Source organism: Arcobacter arenosus, from assembly GCF_005771535.1.
GTDB lineage: Bacteria > Campylobacterota > Campylobacteria > Campylobacterales > Arcobacteraceae > Halarcobacter > Halarcobacter arenosus.
The window spans coordinates 19,121-36,544 of sequence record NZ_VANU01000002.1 but is presented as its reverse complement, the minus strand read 5'-3'; the positions used below and the strand labels follow the sequence as shown (position 1 = coordinate 36,544).

The following is a 17,424-nucleotide window of genomic DNA, read 5'->3' as shown; positions in this document are numbered from 1 at the left end:
ACCTTTTTAGCTTAATGCTTGCTCTAAATCTTCAATTAAATCTTGTGGATCTTCTAATCCAATAGATAACCTAATTGTAGTCGGATTAATACCAGCATCTTTTAACTCACTTTCAGTCATTTGAGAGTGAGTTGTTGAAGCTGGGTGTACAATAAGTGATTTAGAATCACCAATATTTACAACTACACTAAATAACTTCGCTGAATCAATTACTTTTTTAGCAGTTTCAAAATCTGCTACTTCAAATGAGATAAGACCTGATGCCTTACCATCTTTAAAATATTTTTGTGCTTTTTCATAATATGGACTTGATTCTAATCCTGGGTAATTTACCGATTTTACTTTTGGATTAGCTTCTAAAAATTTAGCAACTGTTAATGCACTATTAGAATGTTTTTCCATTCTAATACCTAAAGTCTCAATTGTTTGTAACAATAACCAAGAGTTATGAGGAGATTGACAAGCTCCAATATCTCTTAATAAGTTTAGTCTAATTCTTAGACAAAAGTTTGGTAGAGGAACATCTACATAAACTAAACCATGGTATGAAACATCTGGCTCTACAAAGTGATAATATCTTTTTGAATTCTCTTTAAAAAACTCTGCTAAACCATCTCTTTCAACAATAATTCCACCAATTGCTGAACCTTGACCATTTGTATATTTTGAAGTTGAGTGAACAACTACATCTACACCCCATTTAATTGGGTTAAACAACGCAGCACTTGCTACTGTATTATCACAAATAGTTAAAACACCATTTCTTTTTGCAATCTCTACAATTTTCTCTACATCTGCAATAGCAATTTGAGGGTTTGATAAAGATTCAAAGAAAATAGCTTTTGTATTTTCATCAATTTGTTCTTCTAAATCAGAGGCATCTGCACTTTTAAATACTTTTGTTGAGATTCCAAATCTTTTTAAAGTATAAGTTAAAAGTGTAACTGCTCCACCATAAAGCTTATCAGAGATTAATACATTATCTCCAGCTTCTGCTACATTTGCAACAGCATAAAAAATAGCAGATTGTCCAGAAGCTACACAAATAGCCGCTGCACCACCTTCTAATTGTGCAAATCTTTGTTCTAATACATCAGTAGTAGGGTTTGTTAATCTAGAATAGATTGAACCTAACTCTTTTAATGCAAATAAATTTGCTGCATGTTCAGCATCTCTAAATGCATATGCAGTTGTTTGAGCAACAGGTACATTCATTGTTCCCCATCCCTCTTTATTGTTATATCCACCATGAACTGCAATAGTTTCTTTTCTCATATATCCCTCCATTTACCTTTTGTAAAGTCTATTATTTTAATTCTTATTGAAATTGTATAGTATTTTAAAATAAATGTCAAGTAATTTGATAAAAAATATTAAAATTACCTATTTAATGGTGTTTATAGGGGATATAATAATACTTTATTAAATTAGTATAGTATAAAAATAGATCATAAAAACTCAATATTAATAGTTGAGATTTATCAAATAATAAGGTTGCATATGCAATAGTTGTATATACAATTAAAGGTTTTATATGGAAATTACTTTACAAAAATCTATTGGATTTAAAATAAATAAAGTCGCAAACAATTTAAATAGCTTATTTAATCAAATTCTATTACCCTTTGATATAGCAATTGAACAAAGGGTTACATTAGAGATTATATCTCAAGAAAAAGAGGCTACATTAACAAAAATCTCAAACACTTTATCAAAAGATAAAACTACTATTAGTAGAACATTAAGAACATTAGAAAAAAAAGAACTTATAAAAAAAGTATTAAGTAATGATGATAAAAGAGTAAGTTTTATTATATTGACAAAAAAAGGTGAAGAGACATTAAAAGCTTCTCAAAATATTACACATAAGTTTAGGGAATCTCTTGTTTCAAAGCTAGATGAAAAAGAGATGGATACACTTTTCAAACTTTTAAATAAAGTTGATGAGGGTGTAAGGGATTACGAATAATGAAAAAAGCAATAAATCATATTTATTTAATTATATTATTATCGATACTCTCTTCTGTTGCTCCCATTGCAACTGATACTTATATCCCCTCAATTCCTGATATAGCAGAAGCATTTCATGTTGGTATTGAAAAAATTGAGATTACCTTATCAATTTTTTTGATAGGTTTTTCTGTTGGACAAATTTTTGGTGGACCAATGTCAGATAGATTAGGAAGAAGAAAAAGTTCACTTTTTGGTCTTTTAGGGTTTGCACTTTTTAGTTTTGTTATGATTTTTAGTGCAAATGTTTATCAATTATGGATTTTTAGATTTATTGAAGCTTTTTTTGGAGGAATAGTAGTTGTTAATGCAATGGCAACTGTAAGGGATAGATTTCATGGTCAAGAAGCTGCAAAGGTTTTATCATTAATTGGTACAATTAGAAGTATAGCTCCACTTATAGCTCCTGCAATTGGTTCATTGATTATACATTTTTATTCATGGGAAGCTGTATTTTTATTTTTGACTTTTTATGCTTTGATTGTGGCTTTTTTAGTTTATAAAGATTTAGATGAAAGTTTTACCTATGTGAAACAAAGTATTTATCATTCTTATAAAATAGTCCTTAGCCATAAAACAGCAATGAAAGCAATGTTAACTTTATCTTTAGGGTTTTCAGGATTTTTTATTTTTATTTCCAAATCCTCTTTTATCTTTATTGAACATTATGGGATATCAACTGACCATTTCCCTTTCTTTTTTGGGTTTAACTTTGTGATATTGATTGCAATGATAAGAGTGAATTTATATTTTTTAAAAACAAACACACCTTTATTTTTAATCAAAACAAGTTTAATTATTCAAATAATTATTGCAATTTTATGGGCTTTAACTGCTGATATTCAAACCCTACCTTTAACAATGGCTTTAATGGCGGGTTATATGAGTATGATGGCATTTATATTTGGTAATTGTATGGCTTTAGCATTGGAACATTTTAAGAAAAACGCAGGAGTTGCCTCTGGTGTAGTTGGTGTTTTACAATTTGGTTTAGGTGCCATTATTTCATCTTTGGGGGTTTTATCCCATGGTGAGTCACTTGTACCAATTGGAACTAGTTTAGCATTTATCTCATTTGTAGCGTTTTTAATTATAAGAGGCTACAAAAAATAGGAGTTTTTTATGGAATTATTAAATTTAACTATGAGTTGGATTGGATTTTCAGTACTTTTCATTTTTATTATTGGATACTATTTTATTGCAAATGAAGAAAAGTATGAAATTGATAAATCTGTTCCAGCTTTGTTTATAGGTATTGTCTCATTTATATTAATCGCAATTTATTATTACATGAATGGATTAAATATCCATCATGTCCATGATGAGGCAGAAGCTGTTATCTTAGAGATAGCAGAAATCGTATTTTTTCTTTTTGTTGCAATGACATATATTGAATCCTTGATTCATATGGGTGTTTTTGATAGTTTGAAATATAATTTAATCTCAAAGGGGTTTACATATAGAAAACTTTTTTGGGTTACAGGATTTTTAGCATTTTTCATTTCTCCTATTGCTGATAACCTTACAACCGCTCTTATACTTTCTACTGTTTTAATCACTATTGAAAAAACTAAAAAAGAGTTTTTAGTTCCAGGGGCTATTAATATTGTTGTTGCTGCAAATGCTGGTGGGGCTTGGTCCCCTTTTGGTGATATTACTACTTTAATGGCATGGACAGCAGGAAAAGCACACTTTGTAGATTTTTTATTTTTATTTCCCTCTTCTATTATAGGTTATTTAGTTACGGCATTTTTACTTTCAAGGGTCGTACCTGATACAAAACCTCATTTTGACCCTGATAAAGAGGAAAAACCAAAAATGAAAGAGGGTGCTACAAATATTATCTTCTTAGGAATAATAACTATTATTTGTGCTGTAATCTCCCATCAAGTTTTAGATTTCCCTGCTATGTGGGGTATGATGTTTGGTTTAGTACTTTTAAAACTACACTCATATAAATTAACAAAAAGATTTGGGAAAGAGCATTTTAATGTTTTTGAATCAATGGCAAAAATTGAAAACAATACCCTTTTATTTTTCTTTGGTATCTTAGCAGCAGTTGGAGCTTTATATTTTATAGGATGGTTAAGTTTAGCTTCAATTGTTTATCAAGAAGATTATTTAGGGCCAACAATGGCAAATATTGGTGTTGGTTTTTTATCTGCTTTAGTTGATAATGTTCCTGTTATGTCTGCAATTTTAAAAGCAAATCCCAATATGGATCTTTCAAATTGGATGTTAGTTACTCTTACTGCTGGTATTGGAGGTTCTTTAATCTCTTTTGGTAGTGCGGCAGGTGTTGGAGTTATGGGAAAATTAAAAGGTATATACACCTTTGGATCACATTTAAAATATGCATGGACAATTTTGTTAGGATATTTTGTATCTATTGCAATTTGGTATTTACAGTTTGTGGTTTTAGGCTTGAATTAAAAAACTAAATTAAAAGTAGTTTTCTACCAAAGGGTATTTTGTTTTTATTTGCACTTAATACCCATAAAACTTCATAAGATGGTGGGATTTTTGGAAAAATTCCTTCACCATCTGTAAAATACAAAACCATTGAACTCATTGGAAGATTTGCATCAATAAACTCAAATACTGGTCTATAATCAGTCCCTCCACCACCTTTTAATGGAAAATCTAATTTATCACCACCTCTAAAACTATAATGACCTTGAACCTTTGCATCTGCAATTATAAGTTCAATAGAAATAGCAGGAAAGTTTTGCATAATAGATTTAAACTCTTCTGTAAAAAGACCTAGTAATTCCTCTTTGATACTTCCAGAAGTATCAATTGCCACAACAAGACTTAGTGTATCACTAGTAAGACTTGGCAGGGCAATTCCCCTATGGATATGTTTTTTATTTGGGGGCATAAAAGCATAGTTGTTTCTCATATGTTTATTGATTGCATTATAAAGTTCAAATCGCCAATCGATATTATTAGCTTTCATTTTTTTTGTAAATCTTTCAAAACCACTTGGCATTAAAGATTTTCTTTGGGCTACTTCTTTTGCAAGTGTTGCGGCATATTCCCAGTTTTCTTCATCTTTTTCATCTAGTTCGTGTTTTATTTTATCCATATTTCTAAATATAGAATTTTTAAGTTCTTCATTTGAATTTATTAAACTATTATCACTTTTTTCATATTTTTCATCAAAGGCATTTGTCCCTTGAAGTTCAACTTCCTCTTTTAGTTTTTCATAAATCTCTTCAGAATACATATTTTTAAATTCTTTATTATAATTAGCACCTTTAGGGATTTTTAGACCACTTTTTTTTAGAAGATTATTGATTGCAAAATCAGTTGCAAGTTGCCAAAGCATACCTTTTCTATTTAATTTTCTTTGTTGATGGGATAAGATATGGTGCATAACACAATTTGTAAGAATAAATTTTAATTCATCTTTTGAACAAGATTCTATAAATGCAGGGTTGTATTTAAACCTAACACCATTACTTGCGTAATAATTAATCTGTTCATCTTCTTCATGTTTTAGCCTTGAAGCTAACATTCCAAAATATGGATGTTGGGTTGTTAGTTGGCTTTTTGCTTTTACTAAAAGGGTATTTGCATCCATAATAAATGGAACTCTTAATGTAATAGTTTATTAAAGTTTTTTAACCACAATGGCCAGTTTTTTAGATAGTCAACTTCAATATTTCTTTGCCTTAAATCTTGGACTATCATAACAGCAAATTCACCTGGAAGTTTTAGAGTATAAGATATAAGATTGTTTAGTTCATCTGTTGAAGATTCCTCATCTATTCTCATAGATAATGAGGTACATAAAATATGTAATGCAGAGGTTTCAGTGGGAACATCTTCACAGGTTCCATTTAAAATCTCATCCATATTTGGCAAAGATTTTTCAACAGCTTTAAATGCTAAAAATGAAGCAGCTAACTCTTCTCCTATAGCACCTGCTATCATTGTTAAGAGTAATTCATCTATAGGCTTTGATAATAAGATTTCATTTACATACTCCCAAGTTCTTGGTGTTGCAAAGGCTTTTTCATCGTTTTGAGTATTAAATGTAAAAAGTGCATCGGGTCTATAAGATATAAATGCTAATATTGAAGTATCAATATTGTTTTGTTTTGCCCATATTTGCCAATCTTCTACATATGGTTCCATTTCAAGGTGTACAAATCTGTTTGCAAGAGGCGAAGCCATTCTAAATACTACACCTCTATCACTTTCTCTATTACCTGCTGCAACTATTGACCAACCATCAGGGAGATGATATTCCCCAATTTTTCTATCAAGTATTAGCTGATAGGCTGATGCTTGAACCATTGGTGCAGCTGTGTTTAATTCGTCTAAAAATAAAATTCCCTCTTTTATTGTACCATCGGGTAAAAATGAAGGGGGAGCCCAAACTGCAGAGTCATTGTTTGAATTGAAAAATGGAATACCTCTTAGGTCTGTAGGATCAAGTAGGGAAAGTCTTAAATCTATACAGTCAATACCTTTGTCCTTTGCAATTTGGGCTACGATGGATGATTTTCCAATACCAGGAGGACCCCACAAAAAAATAGGAATTTTTCTACTTACAAGATGTGAAATGGCGTGCTTTGCACTTTTGGGGGTCATAAAATTCCTTAATATTGGACTAAGAGTGTGTTTGCAAAAAGTGTACCAATGGTTTTAAAAAACTCATATTTACATTAAAAATTGTATAATCAGATTTTATAAAGAAAGGTATATATTGAAAATTGCAATTGTTGGTGCAGGTGCAGCGGGGATTATAGCAGCTATTACAGCTAAAAGAGAAAACAAAAACTTAGATATTGATATTTTTGATGTGAATAATGGTATTGGGAAAAAAATACTTGCTTCAGGAAATGGAAGATGTAATATCTCTAATATTGATTGTAGAGTTGAAAACTATATAGGTGAGAATCCATCTTTTTGCTCTTATGCCCTAAAACAGTTTGATTTTAAAGCCTTTGAAAAATTTTGTAAATCAATTGGACTTTTACTTGATATAAAAGAGGATGGAAAAGTTTATCCCTTATCAAATGAAGCAAAATCTGTTGTAAGACTTTTAGAAAACACACTTGAGTCATTAGATGTGAATTTAATTTTAAATGAAAAAGTAGTAGATATAGAAAAACTAGATGAAAAGTTTTCTATAAAAACAGAAGAAAATGAGTTTAAAGAGTATGATAAGATATTAATAAGTTCTGGACTTGGTGCCGCTCCTCAACTAAAAGCCACTGAAGATGGTATGAATATCGCTTGTAAATTTGGACATAGTTTTAATATGACATATCCTTCTCTTGTTGGACTTCAAACCTCTTTTGAATACGCTTCAAAAGTACAAGGGGTAAAAAAAGAATCACAAGTTAGTTTATTTATAGATGGTCAAAAAGAGAATGAAATCTTTGGAGATGTTTTATTTACTAAATATGGAGTTAGTGGTTTTGCAATACTTGATATTTCTCAATATGCAGTTTATCCTTTATCTTTATATCAAGATGTACAAATCTCGATAAATTTATTTCCTAAACAAAATAGAAATGAAGTTTTAGGGATGATTGAATCATTGTTTAAATCTCTACCAAATCAAAATGCCTGTGAACTTCTAACAGGTATTATCTCAAATAAACTTGCCCCTGTAATATTTGAAATGAACAATATAGATAAAGATTTAAAAGCAAAAGATATAAATGCAAAACAAATAAGAGCAATTGTTAATTCACTAATAAACTTACGAATGAAAGTAACTGATACCCAAGGGTTTAAATATGCAGAAGCAAGTGGCGGTGGTATTAGAACTGATGAGGTGGATAGTAAAACATATGAGAGTAAGAAGTGTAAAGGGCTTTATTTAGCTGGAGAAGTACTTGATATAGTTGGAAACCGTGGTGGATATAATCTACAGTTTGCTTGGGCTTCAGGTTTCCTTGTTGGAAAGAACATATTTAAATAATAAAATGAATACTTTTAGAACTAAATATATTTTTCCTATTTATAATATTTTAAGAATGAAAGAATTCCATTATGAAAATGAATTCTCCAATATAAAATTTAAAATTAATCTTCAGACATATGAAGAGGGAAAAAATCATTATGATGAATGGTTAAAAGTTTTTGATACTGAGGATAAAAAGTTAGTATATGAACTTTTTGATTTAGTTAAAAAACAAGAAACAATTTATCGTTATTCGGAATCCAAAACTTTATTGGTGATAGATTTTGAAACACAATATTTTAGTAATGAAGTTGATGATATAAAAAGTTTTGAAGAAAATGAAAAAAAGTTTAATTATTCAGTGATACTAAGAAGTATTCTTGAAACATTAAATTTGATTTTGCCTTATGGATTAGGATATTACAAATATATTAGTAAAGAAAATAATTTATATCTAAGTTTACCATTTCATGAAGGAAACACAAATTTTTTTAATGGTTTTCAAGTTCATACTCCTCATGAAAAACCATATAGTTTTTCACCCTTAGTTGATTTTCGTTTGATGAGATTAAAAAAAGAAGATTTTAATCAGTTTGAAAGTGTTTTACTAAGAGTTTACGGATTAAATACAGAAAAGCTAAATCAATATTCTAGAATAATAAAACAATCTATTGATTATCTTCAATTAGCAAAAACTTTTTTAAATTCTGAACAAGTTTTTGTAACTTTAATGATTGCTATTGAAGCTATGTTTAAAAAAGAACAAGATAAAAAATTAGCTACTTATATTAAATGGATTGGAAAACTTTTACAAAAAGAAAATAATAGAGGAAAAATACATAAAGCGGTTGATGATTTTATTCCACTTAGAAATAATATAGTCCACGGAGATGAATTTCTTGATAAAAATGAGATGGATAAAAAAGTTTTAGAATTGTATGAATATGTTAGACAATGTATTTTAGCTATTATGGAAATAAATAGTAAAAAAGAATTAGTAAATTATTATGATGATTTATTTAAAGAAGTTGAGAAAGAGTATTTAGAAAAAATATCTAAAATCTCTCCTTCAAAACAATAAGTTTTTTAATCTTCCCAATCTCAAAATTTCCCACATTACAAGTAATTTTTTCATCACTCATAATCAAAGGTCTAACCTCTTTATGTGACTCTCCTTCATATGTAAAGCTGATAAGATTTCTATCCTCAATTGCTTTTTGTAAAAACCTTTTTTCTATACTCATCTTAATCTCTTTTATATTTATTTCTTTTATTCTAGTATTTTACATAATCTATACTTTTTTACACTTATTTTAGTTTTTTGAAAAAATATTTTTCGGTAAAATATAGCTGTAGAGTCCTATTTATAGTCTCTTTAGCCTTTATATAAATTTTTTTTACATTTTATTTTTTTTACATTTTTTTAACATAAACTAATCTCATATCTAAAAAAAAGGAAAAGACAATGACAAAATTTGGTTTAAAACTTTGCAAAAATCTTACTATGAGTGCACTTTTAGTTGGTGGTTTAGCAACTGGTGCAATTGCATCAAGTGTTGAAAAAATCCACTTTCTAATTCCAGGTGGAGCTGGTGGTGGATGGGATGGTACTGCTAGAGGTGTTGGTGAAGCACTTAAAAACTCTGGATTAGTTCAAGAAACATCATTTGAAAATATGTCTGGTGGAGGTGGTGGTAAAGCCATTGCTTATATTATTGAGACAGCAAAAAAACAAGAAGATACTTTGATGGTAAACTCAACACCAATTGTAATTAGGTCTTTACAAGGTGTTTTTCCACAATCATTTAGAGACTTAACATTAGTTTCTTCTGTTGTAGCAGATTTTGGTGCTTTAGTTGTAAGACCAGATTCAAAATACCAATCTTGGGCTGATTTAAAAGCTGAATTTGATAAAAACCCTAGAAAAGTAAAAGTTGCAGGTGGTAGTTCAAGGGGTTCTATGGACCATTTAGTAGCCGCACAAATTTTTAAAGCAGCGGGTGGAAATCCAAAAGCAGTTAGATATGTACCTTATGATGCAGGTGGAAAAGCATTAGCTGGTCTTTTAACTGGTGAGGTTGATGTTCTTTCAACTGGGCTTGGTGAAGTTTTAGAAAAACACAAAAAAGGTGAAGTAAAAATTATTGGTATCACTTCTGATGAAGGTGTTGATGGAATTCCAAGTTTTAAAGAAATGGGTGTAGATGCATATTTTGCAAACTGGAGAGGATTCTTTGGTGCGCCAAATTTACCACAAGAAAAAGTTGATACTTTTGTAAAGGTATTAGGTGATATGTATAAAACTCCTGAATGGGAAACTGTTAGAAAAAGAAATGGTTGGGGAAATCTTTATAAACCAGGAAAAGAATTTGAAGCTTTCTTACTAAATCAAGAAAAGGTTATTTCAGACCTTATGAAAGAACTAGGTTTCTTATAATAAATAACTTTACATACAATCCTAAAAAGAACAACTTTTATTCTTTTTAGGATTTGCTTCTTAAAGGAAGTCAACAATATAAAGGTCCCAAAAAACAGGGACTATTTTTAGGACTACAAAATGACAAAAAATGTAATAGGCTCAATATTCTTTTTAGCTTTTTCATCTTTTTACTTTTTTAATGTGTTTAGCATTAAAGAGATGCCAGGGGCTGAATGGGAAGTTATGACACCTTCAACTTTTCCTTTTTATTTAGGAATTACAGGGATAGTTGTCTCACTTCTACTTTTAGTTTTATCACTTTTAAATAAAGATAAAGACTTTTTATCAATGGATTATTTAAAAAGTTTAGATTTTAAAACCGTAGGATATTTTGTAATAGTAATGATTTTTTATGGATATACAATTAGAACTTTAGGGTTTATTATTGCAACTATTTTATTCCTAGCCGCAGGGTTTATTATCTTACAAGAGAGAAATATAAAAAGAGTATTATTAATATCAGTGGGTGTATCGGTAGGATTTTATTTATTATTAAACAATGTTTTAGGTGTTTATATTGATCCAGGAATGGTAGTAGAATATTTTATGGGAGTTGAGTAATGTTAGATGGTGTAATGCAAGGGCTTACAACTGCCCTTTCAATGTATAATATTTTGATGGTTGCCGTAGGATGTTTTGCTGGGACATTTATTGGGATGCTTCCAGGTCTAGGACCAATTTCTGCAATTGCTTTAATGATTCCTATTACTTATGGGATGGATCCCTCTTCAGGGTTAATCCTAATTGCAGGTGTTTATTATGGAGCGATTTTTGGAGGTTCAACTTCATCTATTTTAATTAATGCTCCAGGTGTTGCTGGAACGGTTGCATCATCTTTTGATGGTTACCCAATGGCAAAAGCAGGAAATGCTGGAAAAGCTTTAGCAATCGCGGCTTATGCTTCATTTACAGGTGGAACAGTTGCCGCTATTTTTTTACTTTTTGCGGCACCTGCATTAGCCTCAGTTTCATTAAGTTTCCAATCTTCTGATTATTTTGCTTTGATGGTTTTAGGTTTAACAGCAGTAGCAGCTTTTTCTGGAAAAGGAAAATTTTTAAAAGCGGCACTTATGACAATTTTTGGTTTGATGTTAGCTACTGTTGGGACAGATTCAGATTCAGGAATTGCAAGATTTACCTTTGGAAGAATGGATTTAATTGATGGTATCTCATTTTTACTTTTAGCAATGGCGGCCTTTGCTTTATCGGAAGCATTGATGAATATTTTAGAGAGTGAAGATCACAATGATGAACAAAAAGCAGAATTAAAAAAAGATATTGGTAGTTTAAAACTTACTAAAGATGAAGTAAAAGAGATGGTCCCTCCAATTGCAAGGTCATCAGTTTTAGGTTTTTTTGTTGGGGTTTTGCCAGGTGCAGGTGCTACAATTGCATCATTCCTAGCTTATGGTATGGAAAGATCATTTGCTAGTGCAAAAGAGAAATTAAAATTTGGTAGAGGTAGTATAAAAGGTTTAGCGGCTCCAGAAAGTGCAAATAATGCAGCAAGTTCGGGTTCATTTGTTCCTTTATTAACTTTAGGTATTCCAGGTTCTGGAACTACAGCAGTTATCTTAGGAGCATTAATCTCCTATGGGATTCAACCAGGTCCAACTATGTATGTGGATAATCCTGCAATTTTTTGGTCAGTAATTATCTCAATGTATATTGGTAACATTGTATTATTGATTTTAAACTTGCCATTAATTCCATATATAGCGAAGTTATTGACAATGCCAAGACAATTGTTGCTACCTTTAATTATATTTTTCTCTTTAGTTGGAGTTTATTTAGTAACATTTAACAATTTTGATATTTATATGATGACATTGTTTGCTGTTGTTGCTTTATTTTTAAGGATTATTGACTTTCCAATGGCTCCAATGATTTTAGGATTTATTTTAGGTGGAATGATGGAAGATAATTTAAGAAGGGCTTTAACTATTAGTGATAGTTCTTTTTCTTTTCTTTGGGAAAGACCAATTACTTTGTCAATCTTAGTTTTAACAATCATAATTTTATTCATGCCAGTTATAAGTGAACTTTTAGCTAAAATGAGAAATAAGAAAGAGGCTTAATCTAAGTCTCTTTTTTTTAAAAGAGGGTGATTTATGGATAAGTTTAAACAATTTACAGTTTTATATATTGAAGATGATGAAGGTGTTAGAACAGTAAACTCACGTTTCCTTTCTCGTATGTTTAATGAACTTTATGAGGCTAAAGATGGAGAAGAAGGATATGAACTTTATAAAAAATGTCATCCTGATATTATCCTAACTGATATAAATATGCCTAAACTAGATGGTATATCTCTTGCAAAAAAAATAAGAAAAGAAGATAAAAATACAAAAATTATAATCTCAACTGCATATAGTGATAAAGAGTATCTTCTTGAAGCAATTGAGTTAAATTTAGAGAAATATATAATTAAACCATTAAACAGTAGAAATTTACTTCCAGCTTTAACAAAGGCAGTTGAAGGATTAGAAGATGAAAAAAATGTCAAAATAGAATTATGTGAAAACTTTTATTTTGATAATAAAACCTCTTTATTTTATTTAGATGATAAAGTTCTTGAGATGACAAAAAAAGAGTTGTTATTTTTAAAACTTTTGGTTTTAAACAAAAATAGAGTGGTTTCATATGAAGAGATAGAAAGATTTGTTTGGGGTGATGAGTATATGAGTTTAAACTCCTTAAGAACAACAATTGGATTTTTGAGAAAAAAAATACCATTTAATTGTATTAAAAACATTTCAAATATGGGGTATAAATTAAAGCTTGAAAAATAAGTACAAAAAAGATGTAGAGGTTAGTGTAAAGAAAACCGCTTTACTTGGTTCTACAATAATTATTCTAATTGTTGCTACAGTTATTGGTTCAAGTCTTATAAAGACAGAATATAACAATTTCAAATTACATATAAAAAATTTTAAAAATACACTAATAGAGAGGGAAAAATTTTATATAAAAACTTCTGTAGAAAATATCAAAAATGATATTGAATTTGAAAAAATCTCTATTTTAAATAATAAAAAACAAAGAATTAAAAATCAGTCAATAATCGCTTACAATCTTATAAATTCTTTATACTCTCAAACAAAAATGTCTTCAAAAGAGGAGATAATTGATTTAATAAAAAGTGCAATAACTAATATTGCAAAAGAAGAGAATGATATCCACTATTTTATCTTTGATACCCAAGGAAACTTACTTTTAAATACAGAAAATCCAACTGAAGAGGGTGTAAACTTTTTAGATTTTGAAGATATAAATGGTGTAAAATTTATTAATGAAATGATTGATAATAAAAAACAAGAACAAAAATATGTTGAATATTTTTGGTATAAACCTAGTAAGAAAATCACCTTTTCTAGACAGTTTAAACCTTTGGGAATAATTATTGGTTCCTCAAGTTTCCTTGAAAGTAGAAATGAAGAGTTAAAAGATAAGCTTTTAAAAAAGATTATGCTACAAAAATTTAATCAAGAAGAATTTTTATTTATCTATCATATAAATAGCTTAAATAATATCTTGGAGCAAAGTACTTTATTAATTGATAGAAATATATACAGTGAAGATGAAGATTTAGAAGCTATTGAAAAGTTGATGATTGATACAGGTTATAAAGGTGATGAATATATTAGTTATTCAAATAATCAAAAAATCATCTATGGTACCTATCTTACAAAACTTAGATTCTTTATTGGTATTGGAATTAACCTTTCTCATATTTATGATATTGTTCAAAAAGAAAAAGAGATATCTTTAAAAAATATGAATGAAAATATCTCAAAACTTATTGTTATCATTGTAATTATGGCATTTATATTTTTTATTATTTCAGTTGCCTTTACAAAAAGAATTGAAAAGCTTTTAAAAGTATATAAAGAAAATGTAATACTAAATGAAGAAAAATATCAGTTGCTTTTTAATTATAGTAATGATGCTTTTTTAATCTCAGAAATAAAAAATCATAATTCATCAATTATAAGTTGTAATCAAACAGCTTTAGAGTTAACTGCATATGAAGATAATGAGCTTATAGAACATGACTTTTTCTCTTTATTTGAAGGCTTAGGGTTAGAGGAACTTAAAAAAAATAAGTCTTTGTTTAAAACTGTAAAACTAAAAACAAAAGATGAAAAAATCAAAAATGTTGAGGTTAATGTAATCATCTATGATTATGAAAACAAAGAACTTTTATTTGCTTCATTAAGAGATGTTACAGAAAGAACAAAGCTTATTGAGGAAAAAGCAAAACAAGATAATATGCTTATTCAAAAATCAAAAATGGCAGCTATGGGGGAGATGATTGGTAATATTGCTCACCAATGGAGACAACCTTTATCTCAGGTTTCGGGATTATTCTTTGATATAGAATCAGCTTATGACTATAAAGAATTAGATAAAAAATATCTTAGCCAAAGAGTTGAAGAGGCAAATGATTTATTAGAATATATGTCTAAAACAATTGATGATTTTAGAAACTTTTTTAATCCTAATTCTAAAATTGAAGATTTTTTTGTAACTGTTGCATTGTCTAATGCAATAAATATAATTAGTTCAACTTTAAAATTTCATAATATTGAACTTGAAATAGATTGTAGTGAAACTTTTCATGTAAATGGTTATAAAAATGAATACTCTCAAGCTATTGTAAATATTATCTCAAATGCAAAAGATATTTTAGTTGAAAGAAAAATCCAAAAACCAAAAATAAAAATCTATAACAAAGAAGTAGATGGGAAAGAAACCTTATTTATTGAAGATAATGCTGGTGGTATTGAAGAAGATATTATTAGTAGAATTTTTGAACCATATTTTACAACTAAACGTGATTATGGGACAGGAATTGGACTTTATATGACAAAACTTATTATAGAAGAGAAAATGAAAGGCTCTATAAGTGTTGAAAACTCAGAAAAAGGGGCCTTGTTTGCTATCAGAATTTAATTTTAATTCATTTATAAAAATGATATACGCCTTATGTGTAGGGTTAATTGGCTCCTTGATATTTATCTATTTTCATCTTCCCTTACCTTGGCTTTTAGGGTCTATCCTTGCAACTTCTTTAGCTGTTAGATTTGAAAAACTTCCTATCCAAAATCCAAAACTTTTTGCATCCCCTGCTAGAATAGTTATTGGTCTTACTATTGGAAGCTCTTTTACACCTCAAGTTTTAGAATATATTGGTAGCTACTTTTTTTCACTACTATTTATAATTCCTTTTTCGGCAATTACAATCATTGCAGGTCTTATATATTATGAGAAGTTTTTAGGTTTTGATAAAAAAACTGCATATTTAAGTGCTATGCCAGGTGGGCTTATTGAGATGATTATAATAGCAGAAGAGATTAAAGCAGATATTGCAAAGATAACTTTAGTTCAATCTTCAAGACTATTTTTTATTGTGGTTTCACTCCCCTTTATTATTCAATATATATTAGGTATTGATATTAGAGGAAATCAAACTATTACAACATCAGTTGTAAATGTTAACTTATTGGAATTGATATTTTTATTTGTAGTGGGAATTTTTGCTGCAGTTTTTGCAAAAAAGATTAAGTTATCTGCAGCATTTTTAATTGGTCCTATGATAATTAGTATCATCTTACATTTAACAGCAGTTGTTACTACACCAATGCCAGATGAACTTTTAAAATTTGTACAAGTTGTTTTTGGAACTTTAATTGGATTTACTTTTAAAGGTATAAAGTTAAGTGAAGTTATGAAAACTCTTTTAGGAACATTTGGGCATTTTTTAATACTTATTTTTATCTCATTTATTTTTATAGTAATAGTATCTTCACTTTTTGATTTTGATTTATTATCTATTTTACTAGCATTTTCACCGGGAGGACAAGCTGATATAAACTTAATTGCTATCTTAGTAGGAGCAACAGTTCCATATATAACCTTACATCATATAGTAAGACTTTTTATTGTAGTAAATATTGCTTATTTCTTTGCAAAAAAAATATAAAACTGAAATTTTTTATAAATAAATCTATACTAAATATTAAAAGTGTTGTTTCATAATATTTTATATTTTTTACATTTTTTACTTGTAATATAAATGTAAATGTACTTATTTTAAGGATAAATTATGATTTATGAAAAGATGTTTTTCCCAATTGGTGGTGGTGATGAGTTAGAAGAAAGACTATATGGTGCTTTTTTAATTGCAAAATACTTTAATACAAGATTAGAGGTTTTACAATCTTATTATAAAACTTCAAAGGGTATAGCAGATGGATTATTACTGCCCCATGATATTCATGATTCTATTGAAGAGGTTTTACGAAATAGAATTGAAAGTGAAAAACATGAGTTTTTAGCTTTGGTTGAGAAAGTTAAAAAAGATGTTGGTATTGTTGAAGATGAAAATCTGAAAATTGATTTAAAAATAAAAGAGGGTGTTAGAAGTTCAATGATTGAACTATATTCAAAAATCTCTGATATTGTAATTACTGCTACTCCACCTTCAGGAATTCCAACAGCTACCTTTGAAACTATAACGCAAAGAACTGGAAAGCCTGTAATTATGTTCCCTAGAGTTATGAGAAAGTTTTCAACTGATTCTATTGTAATTGGATGGAATAACTCCCCTCAATCTTCAAGGGCTCTAACATCTTCAATACCACTTTTGAAAATGGCAAAAAGAGTTGAAATTGTTACTGCTGGACAGTTTATTGAATATGGCTCATTATTAGAAGATATGGTTGAGTATTTAAAACTACATGGTATTAATGCAACTGCTAAAATTATAAAAACCACAATGGTTCCAGGAGAAGCCCTTCTTAATCATGCAATTGAAGGAAATTTTGATATGATTGTTGCAGGAACCCATGGACATAAAGGTCTTAGAGAACTTATGCTTGGTGGTACAACTAGATATTTTCTAGAAAATGCCCATATCCCTGTTTTTCTATCGTATTAAGAATTAAGGGGATTATCCCATTAAGTAATAGTTTGATATACTAGTATATTAGATTAATACTTAGTG

At 29.0% G+C, this 17,424-nt stretch carries 16 protein-coding genes; 12 read left to right on the top strand and 4 right to left on the bottom strand.

Annotated features, from left to right (window positions below):
- Nucleotides 1-6: 6 nt before the first annotated feature.
- A complete protein-coding gene (locus tag FDK22_RS04610; RefSeq protein ID WP_138151742.1) occupies nucleotides 7-1,275 on the bottom strand; it encodes an O-acetylhomoserine aminocarboxypropyltransferase/cysteine synthase family protein in 1,269 nt (422 codons plus the stop codon).
- Between the two features lie 259 nt (nucleotides 1,276-1,534).
- On the opposite strand from FDK22_RS04610, the gene FDK22_RS04605 reads away from it, so the two are divergent.
- The 3 genes from FDK22_RS04605 to nhaD are packed head-to-tail and all read left to right on the top strand — an operon-like array spanning nucleotide 1,535 to nucleotide 4,443.
- Nucleotides 1,535-1,969: a MarR family winged helix-turn-helix transcriptional regulator gene (locus tag FDK22_RS04605; RefSeq protein WP_138151741.1), complete on the top strand. Its 435-nt coding sequence runs from the start codon at nucleotides 1,535-1,537 to the stop codon at nucleotides 1,967-1,969.
- Complete coding sequence (locus FDK22_RS04600) at nucleotides 1,969-3,123, top strand: multidrug effflux MFS transporter (protein WP_138151740.1); 1,155 nt, start codon at nucleotides 1,969-1,971, stop codon at nucleotides 3,121-3,123. The genes FDK22_RS04605 and FDK22_RS04600 overlap by 1 nt, the downstream gene beginning before the upstream one ends.
- Nucleotides 3,124-3,132: 9 nt before the next feature.
- Nucleotides 3,133-4,443: a sodium:proton antiporter NhaD gene (gene nhaD / locus FDK22_RS04595; protein ID WP_138151739.1), complete on the top strand. Its 1,311-nt coding sequence runs from the start codon at nucleotides 3,133-3,135 to the stop codon at nucleotides 4,441-4,443.
- A 4-nt stretch (nucleotides 4,444-4,447) separates the two neighbouring features.
- Here nhaD and FDK22_RS04590 read toward each other — a convergent pair whose 3' ends face one another.
- Both FDK22_RS04590 and FDK22_RS04585 read right to left on the bottom strand, forming a co-directional pair.
- Nucleotides 4,448-5,596: a vWA domain-containing protein gene (locus tag FDK22_RS04590; RefSeq protein WP_138151738.1), complete on the bottom strand. Its 1,149-nt coding sequence runs from the start codon at nucleotides 5,594-5,596 to the stop codon at nucleotides 4,448-4,450.
- A gap of 14 nt (nucleotides 5,597-5,610) precedes the next feature.
- The gene (locus FDK22_RS04585) at nucleotides 5,611-6,612 is read right to left on the bottom strand and encodes an AAA family ATPase (RefSeq protein ID WP_138151737.1); all 1,002 of its coding nucleotides are present in this window, start codon (nucleotides 6,610-6,612) and stop codon (nucleotides 5,611-5,613) included.
- Between the two features lie 115 nt (nucleotides 6,613-6,727).
- On the opposite strand from FDK22_RS04585, the gene FDK22_RS04580 reads away from it, so the two are divergent.
- On the top strand, nucleotides 6,728-7,954 hold the full coding sequence (locus FDK22_RS04580; RefSeq protein WP_138151736.1) for a BaiN/RdsA family NAD(P)/FAD-dependent oxidoreductase: 1,227 nt from the start codon (nucleotides 6,728-6,730) through the stop codon (nucleotides 7,952-7,954).
- Nucleotides 7,932-9,017, top strand: coding sequence for a HEPN domain-containing protein (locus FDK22_RS04575; protein ID WP_138151735.1), 1,086 nt, complete (start codon nucleotides 7,932-7,934; stop codon nucleotides 9,015-9,017). The genes FDK22_RS04580 and FDK22_RS04575 overlap by 23 nt, the downstream gene beginning before the upstream one ends.
- Here FDK22_RS04575 and FDK22_RS04570 read toward each other — a convergent pair.
- The gene (locus FDK22_RS04570; RefSeq protein WP_138151734.1) at nucleotides 8,992-9,180 is read right to left on the bottom strand and encodes a hypothetical protein; all 189 of its coding nucleotides are present in this window, start codon (nucleotides 9,178-9,180) and stop codon (nucleotides 8,992-8,994) included. The two genes, FDK22_RS04575 and FDK22_RS04570, sit on opposite strands and share 26 nt — an antisense overlap.
- A gap of 221 nt (nucleotides 9,181-9,401) precedes the next feature.
- Here FDK22_RS04570 and FDK22_RS04565 point away from each other — a divergent pair, with 221 nt between their 5' ends.
- The 7 genes from FDK22_RS04565 to FDK22_RS04535 all read left to right on the top strand — a co-directional run bounded on the left by FDK22_RS04565 (nucleotide 9,402) and on the right by FDK22_RS04535 (nucleotide 17,358).
- Complete coding sequence (locus tag FDK22_RS04565) at nucleotides 9,402-10,373, top strand: tripartite tricarboxylate transporter substrate binding protein (RefSeq protein ID WP_212744979.1); 972 nt, start codon at nucleotides 9,402-9,404, stop codon at nucleotides 10,371-10,373.
- 120 nt (nucleotides 10,374-10,493) lie between these two features.
- Nucleotides 10,494-10,976 (top strand): tripartite tricarboxylate transporter TctB family protein, encoded by a 483-nt coding sequence (locus tag FDK22_RS04560; RefSeq protein WP_138151733.1) that lies wholly within the window; start codon nucleotides 10,494-10,496, stop codon nucleotides 10,974-10,976.
- Nucleotides 10,976-12,493, top strand: coding sequence for a tripartite tricarboxylate transporter permease (locus FDK22_RS04555; protein WP_138151732.1), 1,518 nt, complete (start codon nucleotides 10,976-10,978; stop codon nucleotides 12,491-12,493). The genes FDK22_RS04560 and FDK22_RS04555 overlap by 1 nt, the downstream gene beginning before the upstream one ends.
- A 33-nt stretch (nucleotides 12,494-12,526) precedes the next feature.
- Nucleotides 12,527-13,207, top strand: coding sequence for a response regulator transcription factor (locus FDK22_RS04550; RefSeq protein WP_138151731.1), 681 nt, complete (start codon nucleotides 12,527-12,529; stop codon nucleotides 13,205-13,207).
- Entirely contained in the window at nucleotides 13,197-15,371 is a 2,175-nt protein-coding gene (locus FDK22_RS04545) for a cache domain-containing protein (protein WP_138151730.1), read from the top strand. The genes FDK22_RS04550 and FDK22_RS04545 overlap by 11 nt, the downstream gene beginning before the upstream one ends.
- 19 nt (nucleotides 15,372-15,390) lie before the next feature.
- A complete protein-coding gene (locus FDK22_RS04540) occupies nucleotides 15,391-16,401 on the top strand; it encodes an AbrB family transcriptional regulator (RefSeq protein ID WP_138152222.1) in 1,011 nt (336 codons plus the stop codon).
- A 123-nt stretch (nucleotides 16,402-16,524) separates the two neighbouring features.
- Nucleotides 16,525-17,358 (top strand): universal stress protein, encoded by an 834-nt coding sequence (locus tag FDK22_RS04535; RefSeq protein ID WP_138151729.1) that lies wholly within the window; start codon nucleotides 16,525-16,527, stop codon nucleotides 17,356-17,358.
- The last annotated feature ends 66 nt before the right edge of the window (nucleotides 17,359-17,424 follow it).